Origin of the sequence: Sphingobacterium sp. 18053 (assembly GCF_902706145.1) — a bacterium.
Lineage (GTDB): Bacteria > Bacteroidota > Bacteroidia > Sphingobacteriales > Sphingobacteriaceae > Sphingobacterium > Sphingobacterium paramultivorum.
In genome coordinates this window covers 14,054-34,608 of record NZ_CACSJW010000007.1, presented here as the reverse complement: position 1 = coordinate 34,608, position 20,555 = coordinate 14,054, and the positions used below count along the sequence as shown (strand labels likewise).

At 39.8% G+C, this 20,555-nt stretch carries 12 protein-coding genes and 4 tRNA genes; 9 read left to right on the top strand and 7 right to left on the bottom strand.

Going from position 1 to position 20,555, the window contains the following annotated elements; all coding sequences use genetic code 11:
* Positions 1-2 precede the first annotated feature (2 nt).
* The 6 genes from GVK91_RS17120 to GVK91_RS17095 form a co-directional block, all read right to left on the bottom strand.
* On the bottom strand, positions 3-2,378 hold the full coding sequence (locus GVK91_RS17120; RefSeq protein ID WP_153847187.1) for an ABC transporter permease: 2,376 nt from the start codon (positions 2,376-2,378) through the stop codon (positions 3-5).
* Between the two features lie 48 nt (positions 2,379-2,426).
* Positions 2,427-4,832, bottom strand: coding sequence for an ABC transporter permease (locus GVK91_RS17115; RefSeq protein WP_153847186.1), 2,406 nt, complete (start codon positions 4,830-4,832; stop codon positions 2,427-2,429).
* A gap of 44 nt (positions 4,833-4,876) precedes the next feature.
* A complete protein-coding gene (locus GVK91_RS17110; RefSeq protein WP_046672289.1) occupies positions 4,877-5,554 on the bottom strand; it encodes an ABC transporter ATP-binding protein in 678 nt (225 codons plus the stop codon).
* A gap of 91 nt (positions 5,555-5,645) precedes the next feature.
* Positions 5,646-8,012, bottom strand: a complete 2,367-nt coding sequence (locus GVK91_RS17105) for an ABC transporter permease (protein ID WP_153847185.1) — start codon at positions 8,010-8,012, stop codon at positions 5,646-5,648.
* Positions 8,013-8,042: 30 nt separating this feature from the next.
* Positions 8,043-10,418, bottom strand: a complete 2,376-nt coding sequence (locus GVK91_RS17100) for an ABC transporter permease (RefSeq protein ID WP_159730440.1) — start codon at positions 10,416-10,418, stop codon at positions 8,043-8,045.
* 81 nt (positions 10,419-10,499) lie between these two features.
* On the bottom strand, positions 10,500-11,753 hold the full coding sequence (locus tag GVK91_RS17095) for an efflux RND transporter periplasmic adaptor subunit (RefSeq protein WP_153847183.1): 1,254 nt from the start codon (positions 11,751-11,753) through the stop codon (positions 10,500-10,502).
* A 623-nt stretch (positions 11,754-12,376) separates the two neighbouring features.
* On the opposite strand from GVK91_RS17095, the gene GVK91_RS17090 reads away from it, so the two are divergent.
* From GVK91_RS17090 to GVK91_RS17075, 4 genes are all read left to right on the top strand, one after another.
* Positions 12,377-13,759 carry a TolC family protein gene (locus GVK91_RS17090; protein ID WP_159730438.1) on the top strand — a complete coding sequence of 461 codons (1,383 nt, stop codon included), beginning with the start codon at positions 12,377-12,379 and terminating at the stop codon, positions 13,757-13,759.
* Between the two features lie 32 nt (positions 13,760-13,791).
* Entirely contained in the window at positions 13,792-15,153 is a 1,362-nt protein-coding gene (locus GVK91_RS17085; protein ID WP_153847181.1) for a sigma-54 dependent transcriptional regulator, read from the top strand.
* 3 nt (positions 15,154-15,156) lie between these two features.
* Positions 15,157-16,476 (top strand): PAS domain-containing sensor histidine kinase, encoded by a 1,320-nt coding sequence (locus GVK91_RS17080; protein ID WP_159730437.1) that lies wholly within the window; start codon positions 15,157-15,159, stop codon positions 16,474-16,476.
* 82 nt (positions 16,477-16,558) lie between these two features.
* Positions 16,559-17,077 carry a hypothetical protein gene (locus GVK91_RS17075; RefSeq protein WP_235032946.1) on the top strand — a complete coding sequence of 173 codons (519 nt, stop codon included), beginning with the start codon at positions 16,559-16,561 and terminating at the stop codon, positions 17,075-17,077.
* Positions 17,078-17,254: 177 nt separating this feature from the next.
* On the opposite strand, the gene GVK91_RS17070 is transcribed toward GVK91_RS17075, so the two are convergent.
* Entirely contained in the window at positions 17,255-18,418 is a 1,164-nt protein-coding gene (locus GVK91_RS17070; protein WP_159730433.1) for a BamA/TamA family outer membrane protein, read from the bottom strand.
* Between the two features lie 325 nt (positions 18,419-18,743).
* Between GVK91_RS17070 and GVK91_RS17065 the strand changes: the two genes are divergently transcribed.
* From GVK91_RS17065 to tuf, 5 genes are all read left to right on the top strand, one after another.
* A tRNA-Thr gene (locus tag GVK91_RS17065) sits at positions 18,744-18,816 on the top strand.
* A gap of 26 nt (positions 18,817-18,842) precedes the next feature.
* A tRNA-Tyr gene (locus GVK91_RS17060) sits at positions 18,843-18,923 on the top strand.
* 50 nt (positions 18,924-18,973) lie between these two features.
* Positions 18,974-19,046, top strand: a tRNA-Gly gene (locus tag GVK91_RS17055).
* 95 nt (positions 19,047-19,141) lie between these two features.
* Positions 19,142-19,213: transfer RNA gene (locus GVK91_RS17050), tRNA-Thr, on the top strand.
* A 72-nt stretch (positions 19,214-19,285) separates the two neighbouring features.
* A complete protein-coding gene (gene tuf / locus GVK91_RS17045; protein WP_153847177.1) occupies positions 19,286-20,470 on the top strand; it encodes an elongation factor Tu in 1,185 nt (394 codons plus the stop codon).
* Positions 20,471-20,555: the final 85 nt, after the last annotated feature.

The following is a 20,555-nucleotide window of genomic DNA, read 5'->3' as shown; positions in this document are numbered from 1 at the left end:
TTTTATTCGTCTCTTAAACTATCTACGGGATTGGATAAAGCTGCCCGAACAGCCTGGTAGCTGACGGTAATAATGGCGATCAGCAAGGCCAGGATACCACCGAAGACAAATGTTTGCATCTCTAGATCTGTTTTATAAGCAAAATTGCTTAACCATTGTTTCATTAGGTAAACTGCAATAGGGCAGGCAATCAGAATGGAAATGGAGACGAGTATCACGAAATTTTTCCCCAATAGCCGGACGACTCCAAAGGTGCTAGCTCCAAGAACTTTACGGATGCCGATTTCCTTTACACGCATTTGCGCTTCGTGAGTTGCCAACGCAAACAGACCTAAAGCAGATATAAAAATGGCGATGCCAGCGAAAATATTGAACAACAAACCTGTGCGCTGCTCGGATTTATATAGATTATCAAATTGCTGATCAATAAAGGTGTAGTTAAAAGGAGCATCTGATGGATATCGGTTATAGATCTTTTCTAAAGCTTTAATGGCCTCAGGGGCTTTTGTCGTACTCGTTTTAACATAAAGTGTGCCTGATCCCCAGCGCGTCCAGAAGACCATTGGCCCTATTTTATCTTTGATGGATTTGAAGTGAAAGTCTTTCACAACACCGATAATTTGCCCAGGGAAATCGTGGAAACTCATATTGGATCCTACGTACGGCGGTTTTAATCCCATTTGTTTCGCCAAGGTCTCGTTGATGATATAGCCGGACGAATCAACCGGCATGCCGCTAAAGTTTTTTCCTTCGAGGAATTGCATGTTCATCAAGGGAATAAAATCCTTATCGATGGTCGCTTGAGCAACAATGAGTTTGTTGTCTTTGGACTTGCCGGGCCAATCTATATCGCCCGTGGCATTTCCGAAATCCGTCATGTTGTAAACACCGGATAGAGAGACCGCCTGTATGGCATTGTTGCTTTTGAGTTCGGCACGTATCGCGTCCATATGTTTGTAGGCTTCCTCTGGAAGGCCTAGGGTTAGCACATGGTCTCTGTCATAGCCGAGGTTGATCTTCTGGATAAAAGCCAATTGGTTTCGGATCACCAATGTACATACAATAAGGGTCACGGAGAGCGTAAACTGGAAAACCACCAATATTTTACGCATGGTATTTGAGGAAATACCTTTTACTGATTTTCCTTTTAACGAATGAATGGGATTGAATGAGGAAAGCTGTATCGCAGGATATATACTGGACAGTCCCAATGTGCCTATAATTGCTGCCCCAATATACAGCCATATCGTCGTATTATGGAAAGATAGGCTGATTGATTTTTGTGCGATCTGATTATATCCGGTATGAAGAATCACTATAAGGATGAAAGCGATCAGTAGTGAACAAAGAAATACAACAACAGTTTCTGTGATAAATTGTAGGAATAAATGGAGACGGTTGGCGCCGATTATTTTACGGATACCGACATCTTTCGCCCGATCCAACGCTCTTGCAGTACTCAGATTGACATAATTTACCGCACCGATCACCAGAAGTAATATTGCAATGATCCCAAAAATCTGAACCATGCGAAGCGTCGATTTATTTCCGTCAGGAGCTATTAAATGCATGGTTTTGAGTGGATCTAAAACAAATATAGTCGAGTTTTCACCGTCGCGGGCTTTGGTATAAGTGTCTGTGACCGATTTTCCAATAAGTGCGGCAGAAGCATGAGGTTTGACTTTAATATAAGTTGAAAAACTATAGTTACCCATATCTTCATCTATAGTTTTCCATTTACCGTTACCGCCCCAGTTTGTAAACCGCTGTGCATGATAACCCAGTGGAATAACTACATCGAATTGCATCGAAGAGTTTTGTGGAATATCGTTTAGGATACCCGCTACAGTGAAGAGATCTTTTTGGTAACGGAAAGTTTTTCCAATGGCTTTTTGCGTACTAAAAAGTTTCTCGGCTGTTGAAGCCGTGATCAGTGCCTGCTTATAATTTTCCTGAAAACCTGAGAGAGAGCCCTCTTGCAATGGAAAATGAAACATCTTGAAAAAATTACCATCTACATAATAGATGTTCATATCAGTTACCGGACGTTTCAGTTTGTCATTGACCAATGTGGTACTGTAATCCTGCGAAACTCGCGTTGCGTAATCTACCTCCGGTACATTTTGTGCATAGTTTCCTATCGGCCCGGGAGATGTCCCCCATATCGAACCGTTGTGCTCGGGATCCAAATGAGAATTGACTTTGTAAATCTGTTCAAAGTCTGGATGAAATTTATCAAAGCTCTTTTCATCCTGTACCCAGAAGATAATTAATATAGAGGCAGTAAGGCTGACCGACAGACCTAATATATTGATAGCAGTATAGAATTTTCTTTTCCTTAATTCTCTAATTGCGGTTATTAAATAGTTCTTTATCATAGGGACAGGTGTTTGTTGTATTGATCACTATTGAGCTTCTTTATGATCTTATTCATCTCTTAAGCTATTTACGGGGTTTGCACGTGCCGCTTTTATGGATTGGTAGCTCATCGTAAAAAATGCAATAAGTAGGGTTGCGGCAGCTGGAATGATAAACATCCACCAGGATAGTTCTATCTTATAAGCAAAATCATCTAGCCATTTGTGCATCGCCCACCAGGCAATTGGGGTAGCGATCAAAATAGAAATGAGTATAAGTTTGATATAATCTTTTGATAATAATCCAATAATCCCCAGGACCGTGCTTCCCAACACTTTTCGAATACCAATTTCTTTTGTGCGTTGTACTGTGGTAATGGTAACCAGACCGATCAATCCCAAGCAGCTGATGAGAATCGTCGTTGATGTAAATAGATTGATGATCTTCGAGAATTTTAGATCACTGCTATAGAGTTCTTTGATTTGCTGATCATAGAAATCATATTTGAATGGGGCTTTTGGATAATATTTTTTCCATTCTTTCCCAATCTGTTTTAAAGTTTCCGGCCAGGTAGTTGAATTATTGTTGAGTTTGACACTTAGTCTGTTTAATTCCCATTTTTTAATGGAACTCAGCATGACAACAGGTTGAATGGCTGCATGGAGATTTTTTGTGTGAAAATTGTCAGTTACGCCCACAATCTGCCGCTGTTTGTCTGTATACGTAACAAAGCTCCCTACAGCATTTTCAGCAGATTTAAAACCTAATTTTTGAACGCTGGCTAAGTTTAACACGATGCCTGTGCTCGTATCGGCCAATTGCAGCGGGCGGCCAGCAAGCATTTTAAAATTATAGAGCTTAAAGTTATCTTGGTCGACAAATTTCATTTGTACATCGGCTTGTACCTGTCCCGTATCACTTTTCGCAAACAAGGCATTTCCCCAATGGTCGTTACTCATGGGCAGATGCCCCAAGGAAGCCTGCTCTACACCTGTGATGTGCTTAATCGCTTGTTTGAAAACAAAAGGATCAACATTACTGTCCTGATAACTTTTACTCGGGAAACGTAGGGTAATGATCGCATCCTTATCGAAGCCGGAGTTATTCTGTAGTGCATGTTTCAACTGCAGACCAATGATGCAAGTTGAAATAACAAATAGCTGAGCAATCAAAAATTGAAAAACAATGAGCATTTTTCGAAAAGAAAGATTGCCAAATTTAAGACTTTGCGCATTCGAGATTTTAATGACTTCAACAATCTTGACTTTGTTTGTCAATAAGATCGGATAACCAGCGGAAATTAAGGTAATCGTAATTGTAAGTGTTGCTAAAAATAGCGATACGCCCCAGGGATCTGGATACAACTTGAGCTGATCGGGAATATATGCTGCTAAAACTGTTTGAATGAGAATAAGTAAGGGCCAAGATAAAAGCACCGAAAAAGCCGTAATGCAAAATGTTTCTAGCAGAAAGGATTTTGTAATTCTTTTCTGGCTTTCTCCCAATGTCTTTCTGATACCAATTTCCTTCGCGCGTTGTGGGATTTGGGCGGTAGCGAGATTGATGTAATTGACACAGGCGAGTAAGAGCAAAAATATACCTATGCCGATAAGACCATACATTATTTTCTGATCAACGTTATTTTGCGCGTAAGAAGTAAAATGTAAGTCTTTTAAAGGAACTGTATTTACATGCATTTTAAATCCAAACTTGTCAAATTCGGCATGTGTCATCTCATACGCCTTTTTGTCGGCTGTCTTTATGAGGTTAGGAATGGAAGCCGATGATTTTACCTTAATAAAGAGCTGCCAATTTGAATTTGAATTGTTCCAGTTTGTACTATTCCATTCCTGTTCTGGAATCCGTATAAATTCTTTACCCAAAAAGCTGCTTGGATGCGCTAGATCTTTTACAATACCGGTGACATTATACAATGTACTATCATAGGATAAGGTCTTTCCTATGATTTGGTCTATTGACGTGTTTGGGAAATACAATTTAGCCCGCGATTCTGTCAGGATGACTTCATGGCTATTTTTTAGTATATTCCTTTGGTCGCCAGCTAACCAAACATAAGGTGTCATTTTGAAATAGTCTCCCGTGGTACTGATGATTTCGGGCTGATCTTCAAACTCTATTTTCTGCGCTCCGCGATTATTACTGACACGCTCGAAGTATTGTTTAAAGATGGGTACTGTCAGTTCAACATTGACAAAGTTTTCCTTGATATATGCCGGTAATGGTGCGGGAACACCATCGAAATGATCTAATTTATCCTTTTCTTCATAGGAGGTATGGACCTTGTAAATCTGCTCACTTTCCGGATGATGCTGGTCAAAACTAAATTCATAATTGACGATGCGGAAAATTAGCCAACAGGCACTTATTCCGATGGCAAGCCCAAATACATTTAAAAATGTGAAAAGACGGTTGCGCCATAGTTGTCTGAAAATTAATTTAATCGTGCTCATCATCTATAGGTTATTAGGAGTAATATCTTGGTTATATATGAGTTGTCTTATACCGAAGTTGTTTCCATAATCACTTGTCCGTCTAGCATGCGGATTACACGGTCAGAGAATTTTGCATCGTGCTCACTGTGTGTTACCATGACGATGGTTGTGCCGGCCTCGTTCAATTCAGTCAGGAGTTGCATAACTTCGTTACCATTATTGGAATCGAGGTTACCTGTAGGCTCATCGGCAAGGATCAGTTTTGGATTATTCACGACGGCGCGAGCGACAGCTACACGTTGCTGTTGACCTCCGGACAGCTGTTGTGGAAAGTGATTGCGACGGTGCATGATCTGCACTTTTTCCAAAACCTCTTCTACACGTTTTTTGCGTTCTGCTGCTGGAACATTGGTATAAACCAGTGGAAGTTCCACGTTTTCAAATACTGTCAGTTCATCGATCAAATTGAAGCTCTGGAATACAAAACCAATGTTATGTTTGCGAAGATCTGAGCGACCGCGTTCTTTGAATTTGGCAACTTCAATCTCGTTGAACAGATAGCTTCCTTCATCCAAATCATCCAATAGACCAATGATATTGAGTAAAGTCGATTTCCCACAGCCCGAAGGCCCCATTACAGCAACAAACTCTCCCTCTTTGACATGGATATTGAGGTTGTTTAATGCGACGGTTTCAACTTCTTCTGTGCGGTAATACTTTTGAAGATTTGTGATTTTGATCATATTTTTTGTGCTCATGGTTTTTATGTTTTGTATCCTTGGCGAAATTGCTTTGGACAGTTACTATTTCTGTTATTAAATTCTTTTTTATTGTTTATTGATCTCTTAAAGTCTTTGTCGGATTGGCTATCGCTGCTTTAAATGCCTGTGAACTGATTGTCAATAGGGCAATGATAATAGCTGTCAGACCACTGATGACAAAAATGGTCCAGGAAATATCGATATGATGTGCATAATTAGTTAGCCATTTGCTCATGATCATCCACGCAATAGGAAAGGCAATGATACATGAGATCGCTACAAGAATGACAAATTCACGGTTGAGCATTTGGATAAGTCCCGAAACAGAGGCGCCCAAGACTTTACGGATGCTGATCTCTTTTGCGCGTTGCTCAGTTGCAAAGGCGGCTAAACCAAATAGACCTAAGCAGGAGATAATGATGGACATGAGTGCAAATACACTGGATAGTTGCTGTACGAAAAGCTCGGCTTTAAATTTATTGTTGAAGCTATCATCCAAAAATTTGTAGTCAAAAGGGAAGCCTGGGTTATTTTTGACGATGACCTTCTCGATTTGTTGAATGGCATCTGGTAAATCTACTCCAGCCTTTGTCTTGATGGTCATGATCCCATTATCTCTATTCATTGGTAGAAACAGCATCGGCTCAGGATCGGCATACACATTGTTATAAACGAAGTTCTTGACGACACCGGCGATGGTGAATTTTTCCTCACCGTAACTGATGATGCTACCGGCCACAAGGCCATCTTTTTTGATCAGTTTTGCAAATGCTTCGTTGATGACAACCGAGGTGCTATCACCTGCAAAATTTTGATGGAAGTTTCTACCGTCAAAAAGTTTTAAATCCAAAGCTGGAATAAGACCCTCATCAGAACGTAACATACCAATCAAAATACTGGCATTTGGGTCTTTTCCATCCCAGCTAAAACCGGACGTATTGGAGTTGATATTGAGGATACTCATGTCACTGACACCGACTTCTTGAACAACTCCTGTTGCCAATAATTGATTTTTAATGAGCGGCAGATGTTTGGCCATATCGCCTTGTAGCGCTGTAGTCAACACCTGACTCTTATCAAATCCGAGATCCCTGTTCTTGTTGTGCTGAATCTGTTGGTAGATAATAATGGTACAAATAATTAATACAACTGAGGCTGTATATTGCAGGATGACCAACCCTTTACGGACAAGACTTCCACTACCGGCCTTCTGTTTCGCCCCTTTGATCGTTGAAAGCGGCTTGAATGCAGAAAGGAAAAATGCGGGATAGCTACCTGCAAATAATCCACATGCTAATGTTATTGTCGTTAAAAATAGCAGGTGTGAGGGAGCCAAAAGATTAACCTGAAGATCCTGGCCTATCATGGTGTTGAACGGCCTGATGAAGATATAGATTAGTAATATGGCAACAAGAGAGGAAATAATTGCCAACACAAGGGATTCTCCCAAGAATTGCATAATGAGCGATTTGCGACTTGCACCAACCACTTTGCGCATCCCAACTTCTTTTGCTCTTTTTTCAGATCTTGCAGTTGCAAGATTCATGAAATTGATACAGGCGATCAGTAAGACAACCCATGCAATCAAGGTAAATAGACGAATATTTTTAATGCCACCTTCTTTTTCAATACCACTGTTATCAAACTGATTGTAGGTAATCCAACGTTCCATTGGATAGAGAAAATTCTGTGAGAAAGTGACTTCACCATTGGTCTTGTGTTTGACGAAATCCATCATCTGCTTGTTAATCTGATCGACGTTGGCATTATCTTCGACCTGAACTAGCGTTTGAACACTATTGTTCCCCCAATTTTTTAGAAAATCCTGACCAGCTTCAAATTTTTTGAAAGGGATGAGCCATTGAAAATCATATGTGCTATTTTTCGGAAGATCCTTAATAACGGCAGTGACGATGAAAGGTTCACTATTGTTTGTTTTGACAGTTTTTCCCAATGCAGGACGGTTGCCAAATAATTTCTTCGCTGCAGTTTCTGATAATACAATGTTATTGACTTGATCAAAAGCAGTCTTTCGATCACCTTCAAGAAATGCTAGGGATAGCACATCGGCGATGCTTCCATCGGCATATACACCATTTTGAAATATATTATTGTCTCCGACGGAAAACAGCATTGGCGAATTCCAGCTAATGCGAACGGCATGCTTGATGCCAGGAATTTCTTTTTCTACGCTCTGGGCAAATGGTCCAGGTGTTGATTCGAAAACATAGGTGGCACCATCGTATGTCTGTTTTGATTTGACAATGTAGATATCCTTTTTGTTGGCGAAATTATCGTTGAAGCTCAACTGATTTTCAACCCATAAAAAAATCAACGATGCCGCAGCAATCCCGACCGCCAGTCCAAAAATATTTAGAAAGCTGTACCCTTTGGTTTTCCAAAGGTTACGAAGTGCGGTTTTAATAAAGTTTTTAATCATCGTATATCTTGTATTATTTATTTTATTACTCTATTCGTCTCTTAAAATTTTTGTAGGGTTGACCATTGCCGCTTTGAGCGAAACTGAACCGGCTGTAAGAACAACCAATAAAATAGTTGTTATCGCCGCTAATAAGAAAACCCAAGGATCTATTGATGTGCGGTAAACATAATTGTCAAGCCACTTGGAAATAATCAGCCAGGAAATTGGAAAAGCAATAAGGAATGATACGATCACTGGGATCATATAATCTCTACCGATCATCATAACAATATCCCGTTTCGATGCACCTAGGGTTTTACGGATTCCAATTTCTTTCAGTTTAGATTCTGTGCTGAACAATACGAGCCCAGATAATCCGATACATGAAAGTAAAATGGTTATAGCGGCAAATAACTGAACAAGTTTTCCATGGATAATATCCTTTTTATACATTTTATCAAAAGATTCATCCATAAAGGAATAATTGAAGGTTGATTGGGGGTTGTATTTGTTCCATAGCTTTTGGACGGCAGCAAGTGCCTGTTCTTCATGTCCTGGGCTGGTCTTGATATACATTCCGCCAAGTGCATAGCCCATACCGGAAAAAAAGATGCAGGGTTTTATAGCTGTTTTTAGGTCATTAAAATTAAAATCCTTCATGACGCCCACAATAGTCAGTGTTTTTCCCTGAAAAGTAATGGTTTTACCAATGGGATTTTTTAAGCCCATTTGTTTAATTGCAGTTTCATTCAGTAGTGCATGACTGCTATCGGAAGGATTTTTTGTAAAACCAGCTCCTTCGGCTAATTTGATATCTAAAACAGAAGTGAAGTTTGGATCAATAGCAACGCGTCTAATGAAAAAATTAGACTGCAGTTGGTCTTTTCCATCCCAATTAATGTCGGCGGTTTCAGATCCGATGTTACTGATGTCGTTGCTGGCGGCGGTAACTCCTAAAATACCCTGTTGATGCTGTAGTTCGTTTCGGATTGCTTCATAATGGGGCAAAAAGTTTTTCTGTTCAAATAGAAAGACATTTTCTTTATTGTATCCTAAATCCTTGTGACGCATATAATGCAGTTGTTTCTCAAAAATAAAAGTGGTGATAATGAGTATAACTGTGCAGCAGAATTGTAGGACAACAAGTCCTTTTCGTAGATTATTTTTGTTGCCAAATAGTGTGCTGTTATTTTTTAGCTGGCTCAACACCTTGTTGCTTGAGAAAAGTACAGCAGGGTAGATTCCTGCAATTAGTACAGTTGTTATAAAGGTGAGTAGAAAGATAAACCACAGTTCGGAAGAAAGAAGGCTGAATTGAATGTTTTTTTCAGCGAGCACATTAAAAAATGGGATCGCTAGATAAGCGAGTAGGGTAGCAATACCTAATGAAATCAAAAACAGCACCGCAGACTCGGTCAGATATTGAAGAAAAAGATGACTTCTCTTAGCGCCAATAATTTTACGAATACTGATTTCCTTTATTCTTTTTGTAACTCGGGCCGTAACCAAATTGACATAATTGATACAGGCAACTAGTAAGATAACAAAGGCAATGACTGCAAATATATAAACGGACTGCATACCGCTGTCACCACCTTTAGGAGTATATAGATTTGTTTGTGTTATTTTCTGTAGGAAGAATGCAAATTTAGTATACAGCGTATTTCCTTGAAAATTGTCTTTTTGGATGGCGGTGAGCTGCTGTGCCACCTGATCCGGATTGGCACCTGGCTTTAGCAAAAAATAAATGTAATATTGAAAATTGCCCCATTTTTCATCCAGAGGCTCTTTGGATAGACTGGCCAGTAGTTCAAATGGTAATAGATAATCAGCCTTAATGGAACTATTGCTAGGGAAGTCTTTGATGACTGCTGTAATTAGAAAAGGCTGTTTACCAGTTTTCAGAATAGGGTCAACTTCTAAATAGAGCGTTTGTCCTAATGGATTTTCATTTTTAAAATATTTATTGGCAATCTTTTCTGTAATAACGATTGACTGTTTTCCTTGGAATAACTTTTCGGGAGTCAACGATTCTGTACTAGCATCGAATACGTTGTTAAAGGTACTGTCAACATACACCCCATGTTCGCTGGCCATCAGTTTATCTTTATTGAACTGTATGTCCTGCCCAGCACTTATGCGACACGCCTCTTGTATTGCGGGAATTTTTAATTTTCCATATAGCGCAATTGGCGGTGGTGCAGCATGAACGAATTGGTCATTTTCCTTATCGAAGTTTGTCGACAGTTCATATACTCGATTCGCATTATTGAAGACCTTATTAAAGGACAATTCATCCGTGATCCAAAGTGCAATGACAATAACCACTGTTAGACTAATACTTAGTCCGGCAATATTCAGAAGTGTAAACTTCTTGTTTGTAAGCAAGGAACGAATTCCAGTTTTGATCGCGTTCTTTATCATTGTTCTTTGAATAGGATCATAGCGGTTATCAAAAAGATTTGATGCACTTAATCAAGTCTCTTCGATAACCGCTATATGATGTTACTTTTTAATATTCAACTCTTGAACCTTATCGTAGGTCTCATAGCTCGATACGATAACTTTATCCCCCGGTTGTAGACCTTTGATAACCTCATAATATTCCGGATTCTGTCGCCCTAATTGGATATCGACACGATATGCTGTGCTTCCATTTTTATCCAATTTGAAGATCCAGTTACCACCGGTCTGTTGATAGAATCCTCCTTTTGCCAGTAATAATGCTTTTGTCTCGTCACTTAACGCTAAACGTATCTGTAAAGTTTGTCCACGACGAATCCCTTTTGGAACATCATTGATAAATTCCATGTCAACCTGGAATCGACCATTGGTGACCTGTGTATAGACTTTCTTGATACGGAGTTTGTAGGTTTTTTCACCGATAGAAAATTCACCTTGTAGATCTGGGAAAATACGGTTGATATAATGTTCGTCAATATCAGCACGCACTTTGAATCCTGTCAAGACGTCGATTTGTCCCAACCGTTCCCCGGCGTTTTTGTTTTGTCCGATTTCTGCATCGAAGGCTGTCAATTGTCCGTCAACAGGTGCTCTAACGATCAGATCACCAATTTTTCTTTTCATCAGTTCCAATGCGCTCTGTGTACGTTGATAAGTTTGCTTATCCTGATTAGTTTTTTGCGCATTAGAGATTTCGTCCTGTTTTAGGATCTGCTTGGTCAAGTTGACCCGTTCTTTTTGATAGTTATAATCGTTCTTTGATTTTTCGAACTCTTGTGTACCAATGGCTTTTTCAGCGAGTAATTTTCTATTTAAGGTATAGATACGTTCAGCTTCTCGGTAGGCTTGTTCTACATCAGCCATTTGGTTGCGGTTGTTAATCGATGCTTGTTGTGCATTGGTCTGCGCTATTTGGGACTGTGTCAATAGATTCAGCACTTGCGTTTCTTGTTGTACCAAGGTAAGCTCCTGATCGGTATTGGAAAGACGCATGATTGCATCCCCTTTTTTTAAGATAGTGCCATCTTCTACAAACTTTTCTTCTACGCGTCCACCAACAGAAGCATCGAGGTATATGCTGCTAATAGGAAGCACAGTGCCATTTATAGGGATAAATTCCTGAAAGTTTCCATTTTTTATTTCGACGATAGAGATGCGGTCAGCTTCAACATTCAGTTTGCTTTTGCCGGAGGTAAAATAGAAACTGGCGCTGATCAATCCAACTAAGCCAGCAACCCCCACAATAGTCATGATACGTTTGCTATTCCACTTCTTCTTTTCTAAAGGTCTGTCCATAATTTAATATCAATTTTGTATATAACTATGAAAGCTGTGCCAAGAATGTAATTTATTGATTGATAGATTCTTATTTTGTTTAGTTTGAAGCTTGGTGTTCGATAGCGGACACTTCTTGTACGAAGGCGTACAACTGGAAGTTTTTTGCTGTTTAGGGCGTCAACTGAAGCGCTTTTAGCAAATATAATCTGGCTGCCGTGAAGCACATTAGTTCCGGTGGGGCAAAGGCTACTCTGTTGGGGCAAATTAGGTAAGAGGTAGGTAGCTATATTGACCGATCGGTCCAAAAGGTTGGTAAAAGTGGTCTGTTAAAATTTAGGATTTAACTATATTACTTTCGTTGTTTACTCGGTGCTTGTTCGGAGCTTGTTCGGTTCTTCTTCGGTTGTAACCGAAAAAAATCCGAACAAGCTCCGACTTATATCCATTGAATAGAAGAATAAATGTCGAATTTGATTTGAATTATTCTTCTATTTATACAGTTTGTCTTTGCTATTGTCCAACTACGCACACCGACTGTTCATTAATGAACATTTTTGAAAATATGTTTTTTGTATCTATTTGATAGTTAGTGTTTTTGTTGTTTGGCATGGCGATGGTCAGCAACAAAATAAAAAATGGATATGAAGAGAGTCTATATATATAGTACATTATGCTTTTTATTGAGTTATGCCAAGGCAGGGGCGCAACAGACGGAGCAGCGACTAACGGAAAGAGTAACGGGGACAGCAACAATTGCAGCGGTAGACGATAAACAAATTGCCAAGCGGAGCTTAGCTGAGTGTATTCAGTTGGCAATAAAGGCCAATCCAGCCTTATTGCAGAATGAACTCGATGTGAGGCGTGCGGAAGTGAATTTAGCACAGGCTAAAGCGAATAGACTTCCCGATGTTGACGCAAGCTTACAGCATAGCCTAACATCAGGAAGATCTCAGGATAATTCGACCCTTCAATATATTTCATCCAACAACTCAACAGGGAATTTTTCTTTGGGCGCAAGCCTTCCAATATTTAGAGGGTTCCGTTTATTTCACGATATCCGGATGCGTGCTGATGCAAAGACTGCCGGTAAATTGACTTTTGATACACAGATTAATGCTTTAAAACTGGACGTTATTACCGCTTATATCCAAAGTTTGACTGCTCAGGACATATTGCGGCAATCAGAAATGCAGACTGAGGTTACCCGAGAACAGGTCAGACGTGCGGAGAGCATGCATAAGGAAGGCGCAATTAATCCTGGGGATTACTTTGATTTGAAAGGACAACTGGCAAATGATGTTAACACGATTGAAAATAATCGTCAGTTACTATACAGTAGCCGGGTGAAACTTGCTGCCTTATTAAATATGGATGAAAATCAATTGGGCGAATTGGATAACCTCGGAATAAAAGAGAGCGGGCAGCGACTGGATGCGAAACAGCTCTATGAAATGGCTGTTGATCAATTGCCGGATATACAGGCGCTGGATTATCGGATCAAAGTGGCGGAGCGGGATATTAAGATTGCGAAATCATACTATTATCCGTCCTTAAGCCTGAACGCTGGTTTAGGATCAAATTATTCTAAATTGGGGATTCAAGGAACGTATTGGTCACAAATGCGTAATAACGTAGGAAAGTATATTTCTCTCAATCTTTCTGTTCCGATTTTTAATCATTTGCAGGTTTATAACAACGTCCGCTTGGCAAAACTAGATTTGCAGACGGCTAGATTTCAAAAAGAGATCCAACAAAATGTTTTACGGTCGGCGACGTCCAATGCGGTTTTTAACTTGCAGAACGCAAGCAATATGATTACACAATTGCGTAGTCAGAATGAAAATTATGCGGAATCTTTTCGTATTGCCAAAGTAGTATTCGAATTGGGAAATAGTAATTCAGTGATATTTTTGACCGCAAAAACGAAATTCGACAACAGCCAGATTCAATTGGTCGTCAAGCAGTATGAATGGCTGCTGCAAAAATATATCAATGATTATTACGCAGGCTCGTTGAATTTATAGTTATCTTAGTATCTTCAATGAAGTCAGGAAGTATGAAAAAAGCATCTATTTTAGTCGTTGATGATGACCAGGATTTATTAACTGCGGCAAGAATCTTGCTTAAACCTAAAGTTAGTCATATTCAAGTTGAACCCAATCCGGAGAACCTAATAGCACATCTGGAGAAGACACCTTACGATCTGGTGCTTTTAGATATGAATTTTAAAAGTACGATTAATACCGGTAATGAAGGATTATATTGGTTGTCTCGGATCAAAGAAAAGTTTCCACAGGTACACGTCATTATGATTACGGCTTATGGAGCTGTTGATCTCGCTGTAAAATCGCTGAAACAGGGAGCATCAGATTTTGTCGTGAAACCTTGGGAAAATGAGCAATTATTGGCAACGATCGAAAGCGCTCTTGCTGAATCAAAAAATAAAGAAAAGAAAAGTAAAAGTTCCTTGCTCAGTAGTGCGAATAGTCCTGATTTGATTGGTAATTCCATTGTTATGGACGAACTGCAATATAAATTGGAGAAAATTGCACCTACAGATGCCAATATATTAATATTAGGTGAAAATGGGACCGGGAAAGACCTGATTGCTCAAGCCATTCAGCGAAGATCCTTACGTTCAGACCGGACCTATGTTAAGGTTGATGTCGGGGCGCTGACAGAAACATTATTTGAAAGCGAGCTTTTCGGTTATAAGAAGGGCGCATTTACAGATGCCCGTGAAGACCGCCAAGGTCGATTCGAAGCAGCAAACGGGGGGACATTGTTCCTCGATGAAATTGGCAATATCTCTTTGCAGCAACAGGCTAAATTGTTAACCGTACTGCAGAATAGACAAGTGACACCGTTGGGTTCCTATCAACCAATCTCGGTGGATATACGCTTAATCTCAGCAACTAATGTTCCGTTGAAACAGCTCGCAGATGAAAGTCGTTTTCGAAAAGACTTAATTTATCGGATCAATACCGTGGAAATTCAGGTGCCGCCTTTGCGTGAGCGAGGAGAGGATATCAAGCTATTGGCTGATCATTTTCTCGATATCTATTCGAAGAAATACAATAAGCGGATTGAAGGCTTTGAACCGGATGCGGTTAAAAAAATGTGTGCATATCATTTCCCGGGCAACGTCCGAGAACTCCAATACAGCATCGAACGTGCCGTAATTATGGCTGATCAGCTCAGTATTGCCGGAAATGATCTCTTTTTCTCGCCAATAGAACAGCAAATGGATAACAGCGTTGTCGAATCCAGTCCCAGCAGTCAAAATCTGGAAGAATTGGAACGTAAAGCAATCAAATCGGCGATTGAGCGGTATAACGGAAATATCAGTAAAGCAGCAAAAGAATTAGGGCTTACCAGGGCGGCGCTTTATAGACGTTTGGAGAAATATGATATTTAGTCGATGAGGCACGGAAAAATCTTAAATGCAATCAAGGTTATATTACTGCTGGTAGCGGCACTTGCGAGCGCTTATTTGCTACTAAAAAGGGAATATGTACAGGCGGCTTTGATCTTTTGTATGATGCTATACCTAGGTTTTAACCTATATGCACAGTATAATTTTTTGGCCAGGCAACTGATTGAATTTTCCGAAGCGGTCAAATACCGCGACTTTACCAGACGTTTCTTGGTGAAAAATACAAAGTCAGTAGAGGGGCAGCTTTTTCTGGCCTTTAATCAGATCAACGAAACATATAAGGAGATCAGCATTAAGCAGGAGATTCAGCACCAATACCTGGATCGTGTGATCAATATGCTGAATTCGGCGATTATCTTTTATGAGATGGATAGTGGTAAGGTCATGTGGGTGAATGAGGCTTTCAAACAGCTGTTTCATTTGCCACACCTTGGAAACATCACGGGACTGAAGAAAAAAAACAATGATCTTTACGAAAAAACCATGTTACTTGAAAACGGACAGCAACAGATGGAGTCCATTCAATCAAGTAAAGGAAAAATAAAATTATTGATTCAGAGCTCAAGCTTTGAGACACAGGACGCCTTGTTTCGCATTGTTGTGTACCAAAATATCAACGAAGCAATTGATGAGACTGAGACGAAGGCATGGCACAAGTTATTACGTGTACTAACGCATGAAATCATGAATTCCATTGCCCCGATCAGCTCACTTGCTGAAACCTTAAACGGTCGTTTGGACCATTTTAAAGGAGCTGAAGATATTGATGATCTAAAAACAGGTATTTCCACCATCAAACGTCGTAGTGAAGGACTTTTACATTTTGCGAAGAGTTATCGTATGATCAATAAGGTCGATCAGCCTCAGCTAGCGCCGATCCAAATTTCGCAGTTATTTGAACATATTTATCAGCTGCTTGAACCAACCTTGATCCAGAAAAATATTGATGTCGATATTATTCTGAAAAATACACGGCTAATCTTATCTGCCGATGTCAATTTGATCGAGCAGGTTATTATTAACTTAATGTTGAATGCAATAGATGCGGTTAAAAATAGGGAAGAAGCCTATATTAGTTTATCTGCTCTTGAAGTAGACGGAAAGGTGCAGATTCGGATTGAAGATAACGGAGCAGGAATTCCTGCCGATCTTCAGGAACAGATCTTTACGCCATTTTTTACAACAAAGAAAACGGGTACAGGGGTCGGCCTGACCCTAAGCAAACAGATCATGCTTTTGCACAAAGGAACTATTTTCCTCAATAGTACGGAAGGAGAAGGGAGTGTTTTTGTTCTCCAGTTTTAAGGGGTCATTCCTGCAAACTAAAACCCGATGTTCCATGTGAAAAATCATAAAATTTAGCGATGTTTGCAGCGAAATGAACTACATGCTTAAGTATTGGCGGCATTATTTTGTATCCCATAGTCGCCATGGGACCCATTCTCCTTTTGTTTATAAATTGGTAGACGAAGTGATCTATCAAAAGACATCCAAAGAAAGTATTTCAGAACTACCGCAAACTATTCAAAACGAGAGCAAGGTAGAACAGAAAAAGTATGCATTAATCGATCGATTATTAAGGACATTTGCTTACGACAATTTTAGCTATTGGGCCGATCGTCCGCTTGAAAGTTATAATAAACTTTTACAGGACCAATGCGGAAGCTATGCGTATCGACATATTTATTATATTGATTTGGATGATCTCGACCTGAATTTTTTGGAAAATGTTGGCGATCGAGATTTATTAATTATAAACGAGCCCCATTTATCAGCGAAAAGGGAAGCCTATTGGAATAAGCTGAAGGAGGATGATCATAGTGTAGTTACGATAGATCTATACCGAATTGGGTTGGTTTACTTTAGAAAAGAACAGCGAAAAGAGAATTTTCTGATTCGATTTTAGGCTGCTGTTCCGACCTCTTTTTGACTGTCGATGGTCAGTCATCTACCGCGTTCCGTTGGGCATCAAGTATTTTATCTGAAGTTGAGGGAATTGGAGAGGAGGGGAAAAAGGAAAAGGTGGATGCCATTAGGCAAGAATAAACAAGAGCATCCATAAATATATGGATGCTCTTGTTTATTAAAAAGCTTCACTTAGGGACAGATAGAAACCCGACTGTCTTTTTTCTCCGGGTCTTTGTTCACCAAAAGAATAATCAAAGCGTATGCTGCTCTTGTGTTCGAGACTAAAGAAGTAGCGTAAACCACCACCATAACTTGCGACATATCGGCTGCTATTTTCCTTGGAAAAGGTCGACCCGAGCCCTGAAAAACCAACAATACCAAAGCGTGGATGAAAGCGATAACGTAGTTCAGCCTGCGAGGCAAGGTAATTCTTGTCACGATATCGCCCGAGGTAATAACCGCGCATCATCATGTCTCCACCGAGTTCACGGTAGTTGTAAAATGGGACTGTTTTTCCAAATGTGGAACGAAAGATTCCTTGCAGGGCCAGCGTGACTTGGTTGTGCAGAGGAATAAAGCCACGGAGATCCAGATCGAGGTTTGCCCCCGTAAAATCAGTACTTGTCCATAACTTTGGAGCATAGGCCAGCCGCAATTTAGCATAATACCCCTTTGTTGTATAAGAAACGTTGTCCCTATTGTCAAACAATTGCGAAAGACCTACGAGTAGCTGTTGTCCGCCATGCTTTCCAATAAGATCGGAATGATTAAAAATGCGATCTGCACTATCGCTACGAATCGTGAAGTTATCGTATTGAATGTTGATACCCGAATACAGGTTGTTGCTGATTTTTTTCTCGGCTTCGAGTTTGACGCGAAATAATTTTTGATCAATGCGTTCTTCATCGGCTTTCCAAGTGTCCATACCGACACCATAATAGTTAAAGGGCCAATTACGGTAGCGTATTTCACTAATCAGATGGTAGTCGTTGTTTTTAGTCCAAAGATCGGTCTGCAGTTTGAAGTTGGACTGACTATTGGATGTAAAGGTTCCCATGACCATGACAGTGGAGGTGCGGATTTTGGGATCAGATTTGTCCAGATAAAAATTATAAGCGCTTGCCAGGCCATATTCGACGCCTGTTTCCTGCGCATAACCAACGGCCGGTAAAACCATAAAACTACCGGAACGTGTAGAATCTCTTTCAGAGGAAAGAAATTTTTTACTCAATTTTTGAATAATATTTTGAGCTTTCAATTCGGCCGATCCCATTAAAAGTACCGTAAATAGTACGGAGTATCGGGTAAGTTTTGAAAGTGATTGCGGTAAAATTTGCATGCCCAAAGATAGTATATTAGCCAAATAACCAAAACAGGTAAATATGCAATGAAAAATTATTGTGCTGCATATCAGTATAATTGCCAAAAACTGTCTTTTTTTTTGACAAATATTTTTGTAAAGTGAGTTTTGTGTCTATCTTTGCATCAGCAAACAAGGGAACAACGGTTCAAAACAACGAAAGTTTGCTTAGTTCTTTAAATGAAAAAAAATAAAAAATAAACTTGCAGAAATCAAAAGTAAATTCGATATTTGCACTCGCTGAAAAGGTAGAAATGCTTAGTCAGACGTTGATAGAATGTAAGTTTAAATAAAGATATTAGAAGCCTCTTTAGCTCAGCTGGTAGAGCAACTGACTTGTAATCAGTAGGTCATTGGTTCGATTCCGATAAGAGGCTCTAAATGTAACGAAAGTTACAGGTCTGGAGGGGTTCCAGAGCGGTCAAATGGGACGGACTGTAAATCCGTTGCTTCGGCTTCGAAGGTTCGAATCCTTCTCCCTCCACACTTTATTTTAATTAGAGTATTAGGTTTATTCTAGTTTCTAATTATTAAGCGGAAGTAGCTCAGTTGGTAGAGCGATAGCCTTCCAAGCTATAGGTCGCGAGTTCGAACCTCGTCTTCCGCTCAAATTTTTCAAGTATTAAATTTAGTCTCTATCTTCTTTGATAATAATGTATCTAAAGGTGGGGGCATTAATACGTAAATAAGGTTTTTTAGTAAGCCGAAGTAGCTCAGGGGTAGAGCACTTCCTTGGTAAGGAAGAGGTCGTGGGTTCAAATCCCATCTTTGGCTCGTACTTGTGTAAAAGTTAAGCAAGAGTATATAACAAATAGAAATAATTTATAATTACTAATTCGCATAAACATGGCAAAAGAGAAATTTGACCGTAGTAAACCACACTTAAACATTGGTACTATCGGTCACGTTGACCACGGTAAAACTACAACTACAGCTGCTATCACTAAAGTATTGGCTGATAAAGGTTTGTCAGAAGCTCGTTCATTTGATTCAATTGACTCTGCTCCTGAAGAAAAAGAGCGTGGTATCACAATCAATACTGCACACGTAGAATATTCTACAGCTAACCGTCACTATGCACACGTTGACTGTCCAGGTCACGCTGACTACGTTAAGAACATGGTAACTGGTGCTGCTCAAATGGACGGTGCTATCATCGTAGTTGCTGCGACTGATGGTCCTATGCCTCAAACTCGTGAGCACATCTTGTTGGCTCGCCAAGTAGGTGTTCCTGCGTTAGTAGTATTCATGAACAAAACTGACTTAGTTGACGACGCTGAGTTGTTAGACTTAGTTGAAATGGAAGTTCGTGAGTTATTATCATTCTACGAATTCCCAGGTGATGATATCCCTGTAATCAAAGGTTCTGCTTTAGGTGCATTGAACGGTGAGCCTGAGTGGGTTGAGAAAATCATGGAATTAATGGATGCTGTAGATAACTACATTCCAATTCCTCCACGTTTGACTGAATTACCTTTCTTGATGCCAGTAGAAGATGTATTCTCGATCACAGGTCGTGGTACAGTTGCTACAGGTCGTATCGAAAGAGGTGTAATCAACTCTGGTGATCCAGTTGAGATCTTAGGTATGGGTGCTGAGAACTTGAAATCTACAGTAACAGGTGTTGAGATGTTCCGTAAAATCTTAGATTACGGTGAGGCTGGTGATAACGTAGGTTTATTGTTACGTGGTATTGAGAAAACTGATATCAAACGTGGTATGGTTATCTGTAAACCAGGTTCAGTAACTCCTCACGATCATTTCAAAGCTGAGGTTTACGTATTGTCAAAAGCTGAAGGTGGTCGTCACACTCCATTCTTCAACAAATACCGTCCTCAATTCTATTTCCGTACAACTGACGTAACTGGAGAAATCTCTTTACCAGAAGGTACTGAAATGGTTATGCCAGGTGATAACGTTACAATCAGCGTGAAATTAATTTCTGCTATTGCAATGGAAAAAGGTCTACGTTTCGCTATCCGTGAGGGTGGTCGTACAGTAGGTGCTGGTCAGGTAACTGAAATTATCTAGTCTTTAATAAAGATTTAGAATCACATAGAATAAGCTAATCGACTGAGGTTGATTAGCTTATTTTTTCGATAAGCGATTTATCGGA

Excerpts from the sequence above, each read along its gene's own strand:
- GVK91_RS17120 (WP_153847187.1), bottom strand. The coding sequence starts at position 2,378 with ATGATAAAGAACTATTTAATAACCGCAATTAGAGAATTAAGGAAAAGA.
- GVK91_RS17115 (WP_153847186.1), bottom strand. The coding sequence starts at position 4,832 with ATGATGAGCACGATTAAATTAATTTTCAGACAACTATGGCGCAACCGT.
- GVK91_RS17110 (WP_046672289.1), bottom strand. The coding sequence starts at position 5,554 with ATGATCAAAATCACAAATCTTCAAAAGTATTACCGCACAGAAGAAGTT.
- GVK91_RS17105 (WP_153847185.1), bottom strand. The coding sequence starts at position 8,012 with ATGATTAAAAACTTTATTAAAACCGCACTTCGTAACCTTTGGAAAACC.
- GVK91_RS17100 (WP_159730440.1), bottom strand. The coding sequence starts at position 10,418 with ATGATAAAGAACGCGATCAAAACTGGAATTCGTTCCTTGCTTACAAAC.
- GVK91_RS17095 (WP_153847183.1), bottom strand. The coding sequence starts at position 11,753 with ATGGACAGACCTTTAGAAAAGAAGAAGTGGAATAGCAAACGTATCATG.
- GVK91_RS17090 (WP_159730438.1), top strand. The coding sequence starts at position 12,377 with ATGAAGAGAGTCTATATATATAGTACATTATGCTTTTTATTGAGTTAT.
- GVK91_RS17085 (WP_153847181.1), top strand. The coding sequence starts at position 13,792 with ATGAAAAAAGCATCTATTTTAGTCGTTGATGATGACCAGGATTTATTA.
- GVK91_RS17080 (WP_159730437.1), top strand. The coding sequence starts at position 15,157 with ATGAGGCACGGAAAAATCTTAAATGCAATCAAGGTTATATTACTGCTG.
- GVK91_RS17075 (WP_235032946.1), top strand. The coding sequence starts at position 16,559 with ATGCTTAAGTATTGGCGGCATTATTTTGTATCCCATAGTCGCCATGGG.
- GVK91_RS17070 (WP_159730433.1), bottom strand. The coding sequence starts at position 18,418 with ATGCAAATTTTACCGCAATCACTTTCAAAACTTACCCGATACTCCGTA.
- tuf (WP_153847177.1), top strand. The coding sequence starts at position 19,286 with ATGGCAAAAGAGAAATTTGACCGTAGTAAACCACACTTAAACATTGGT.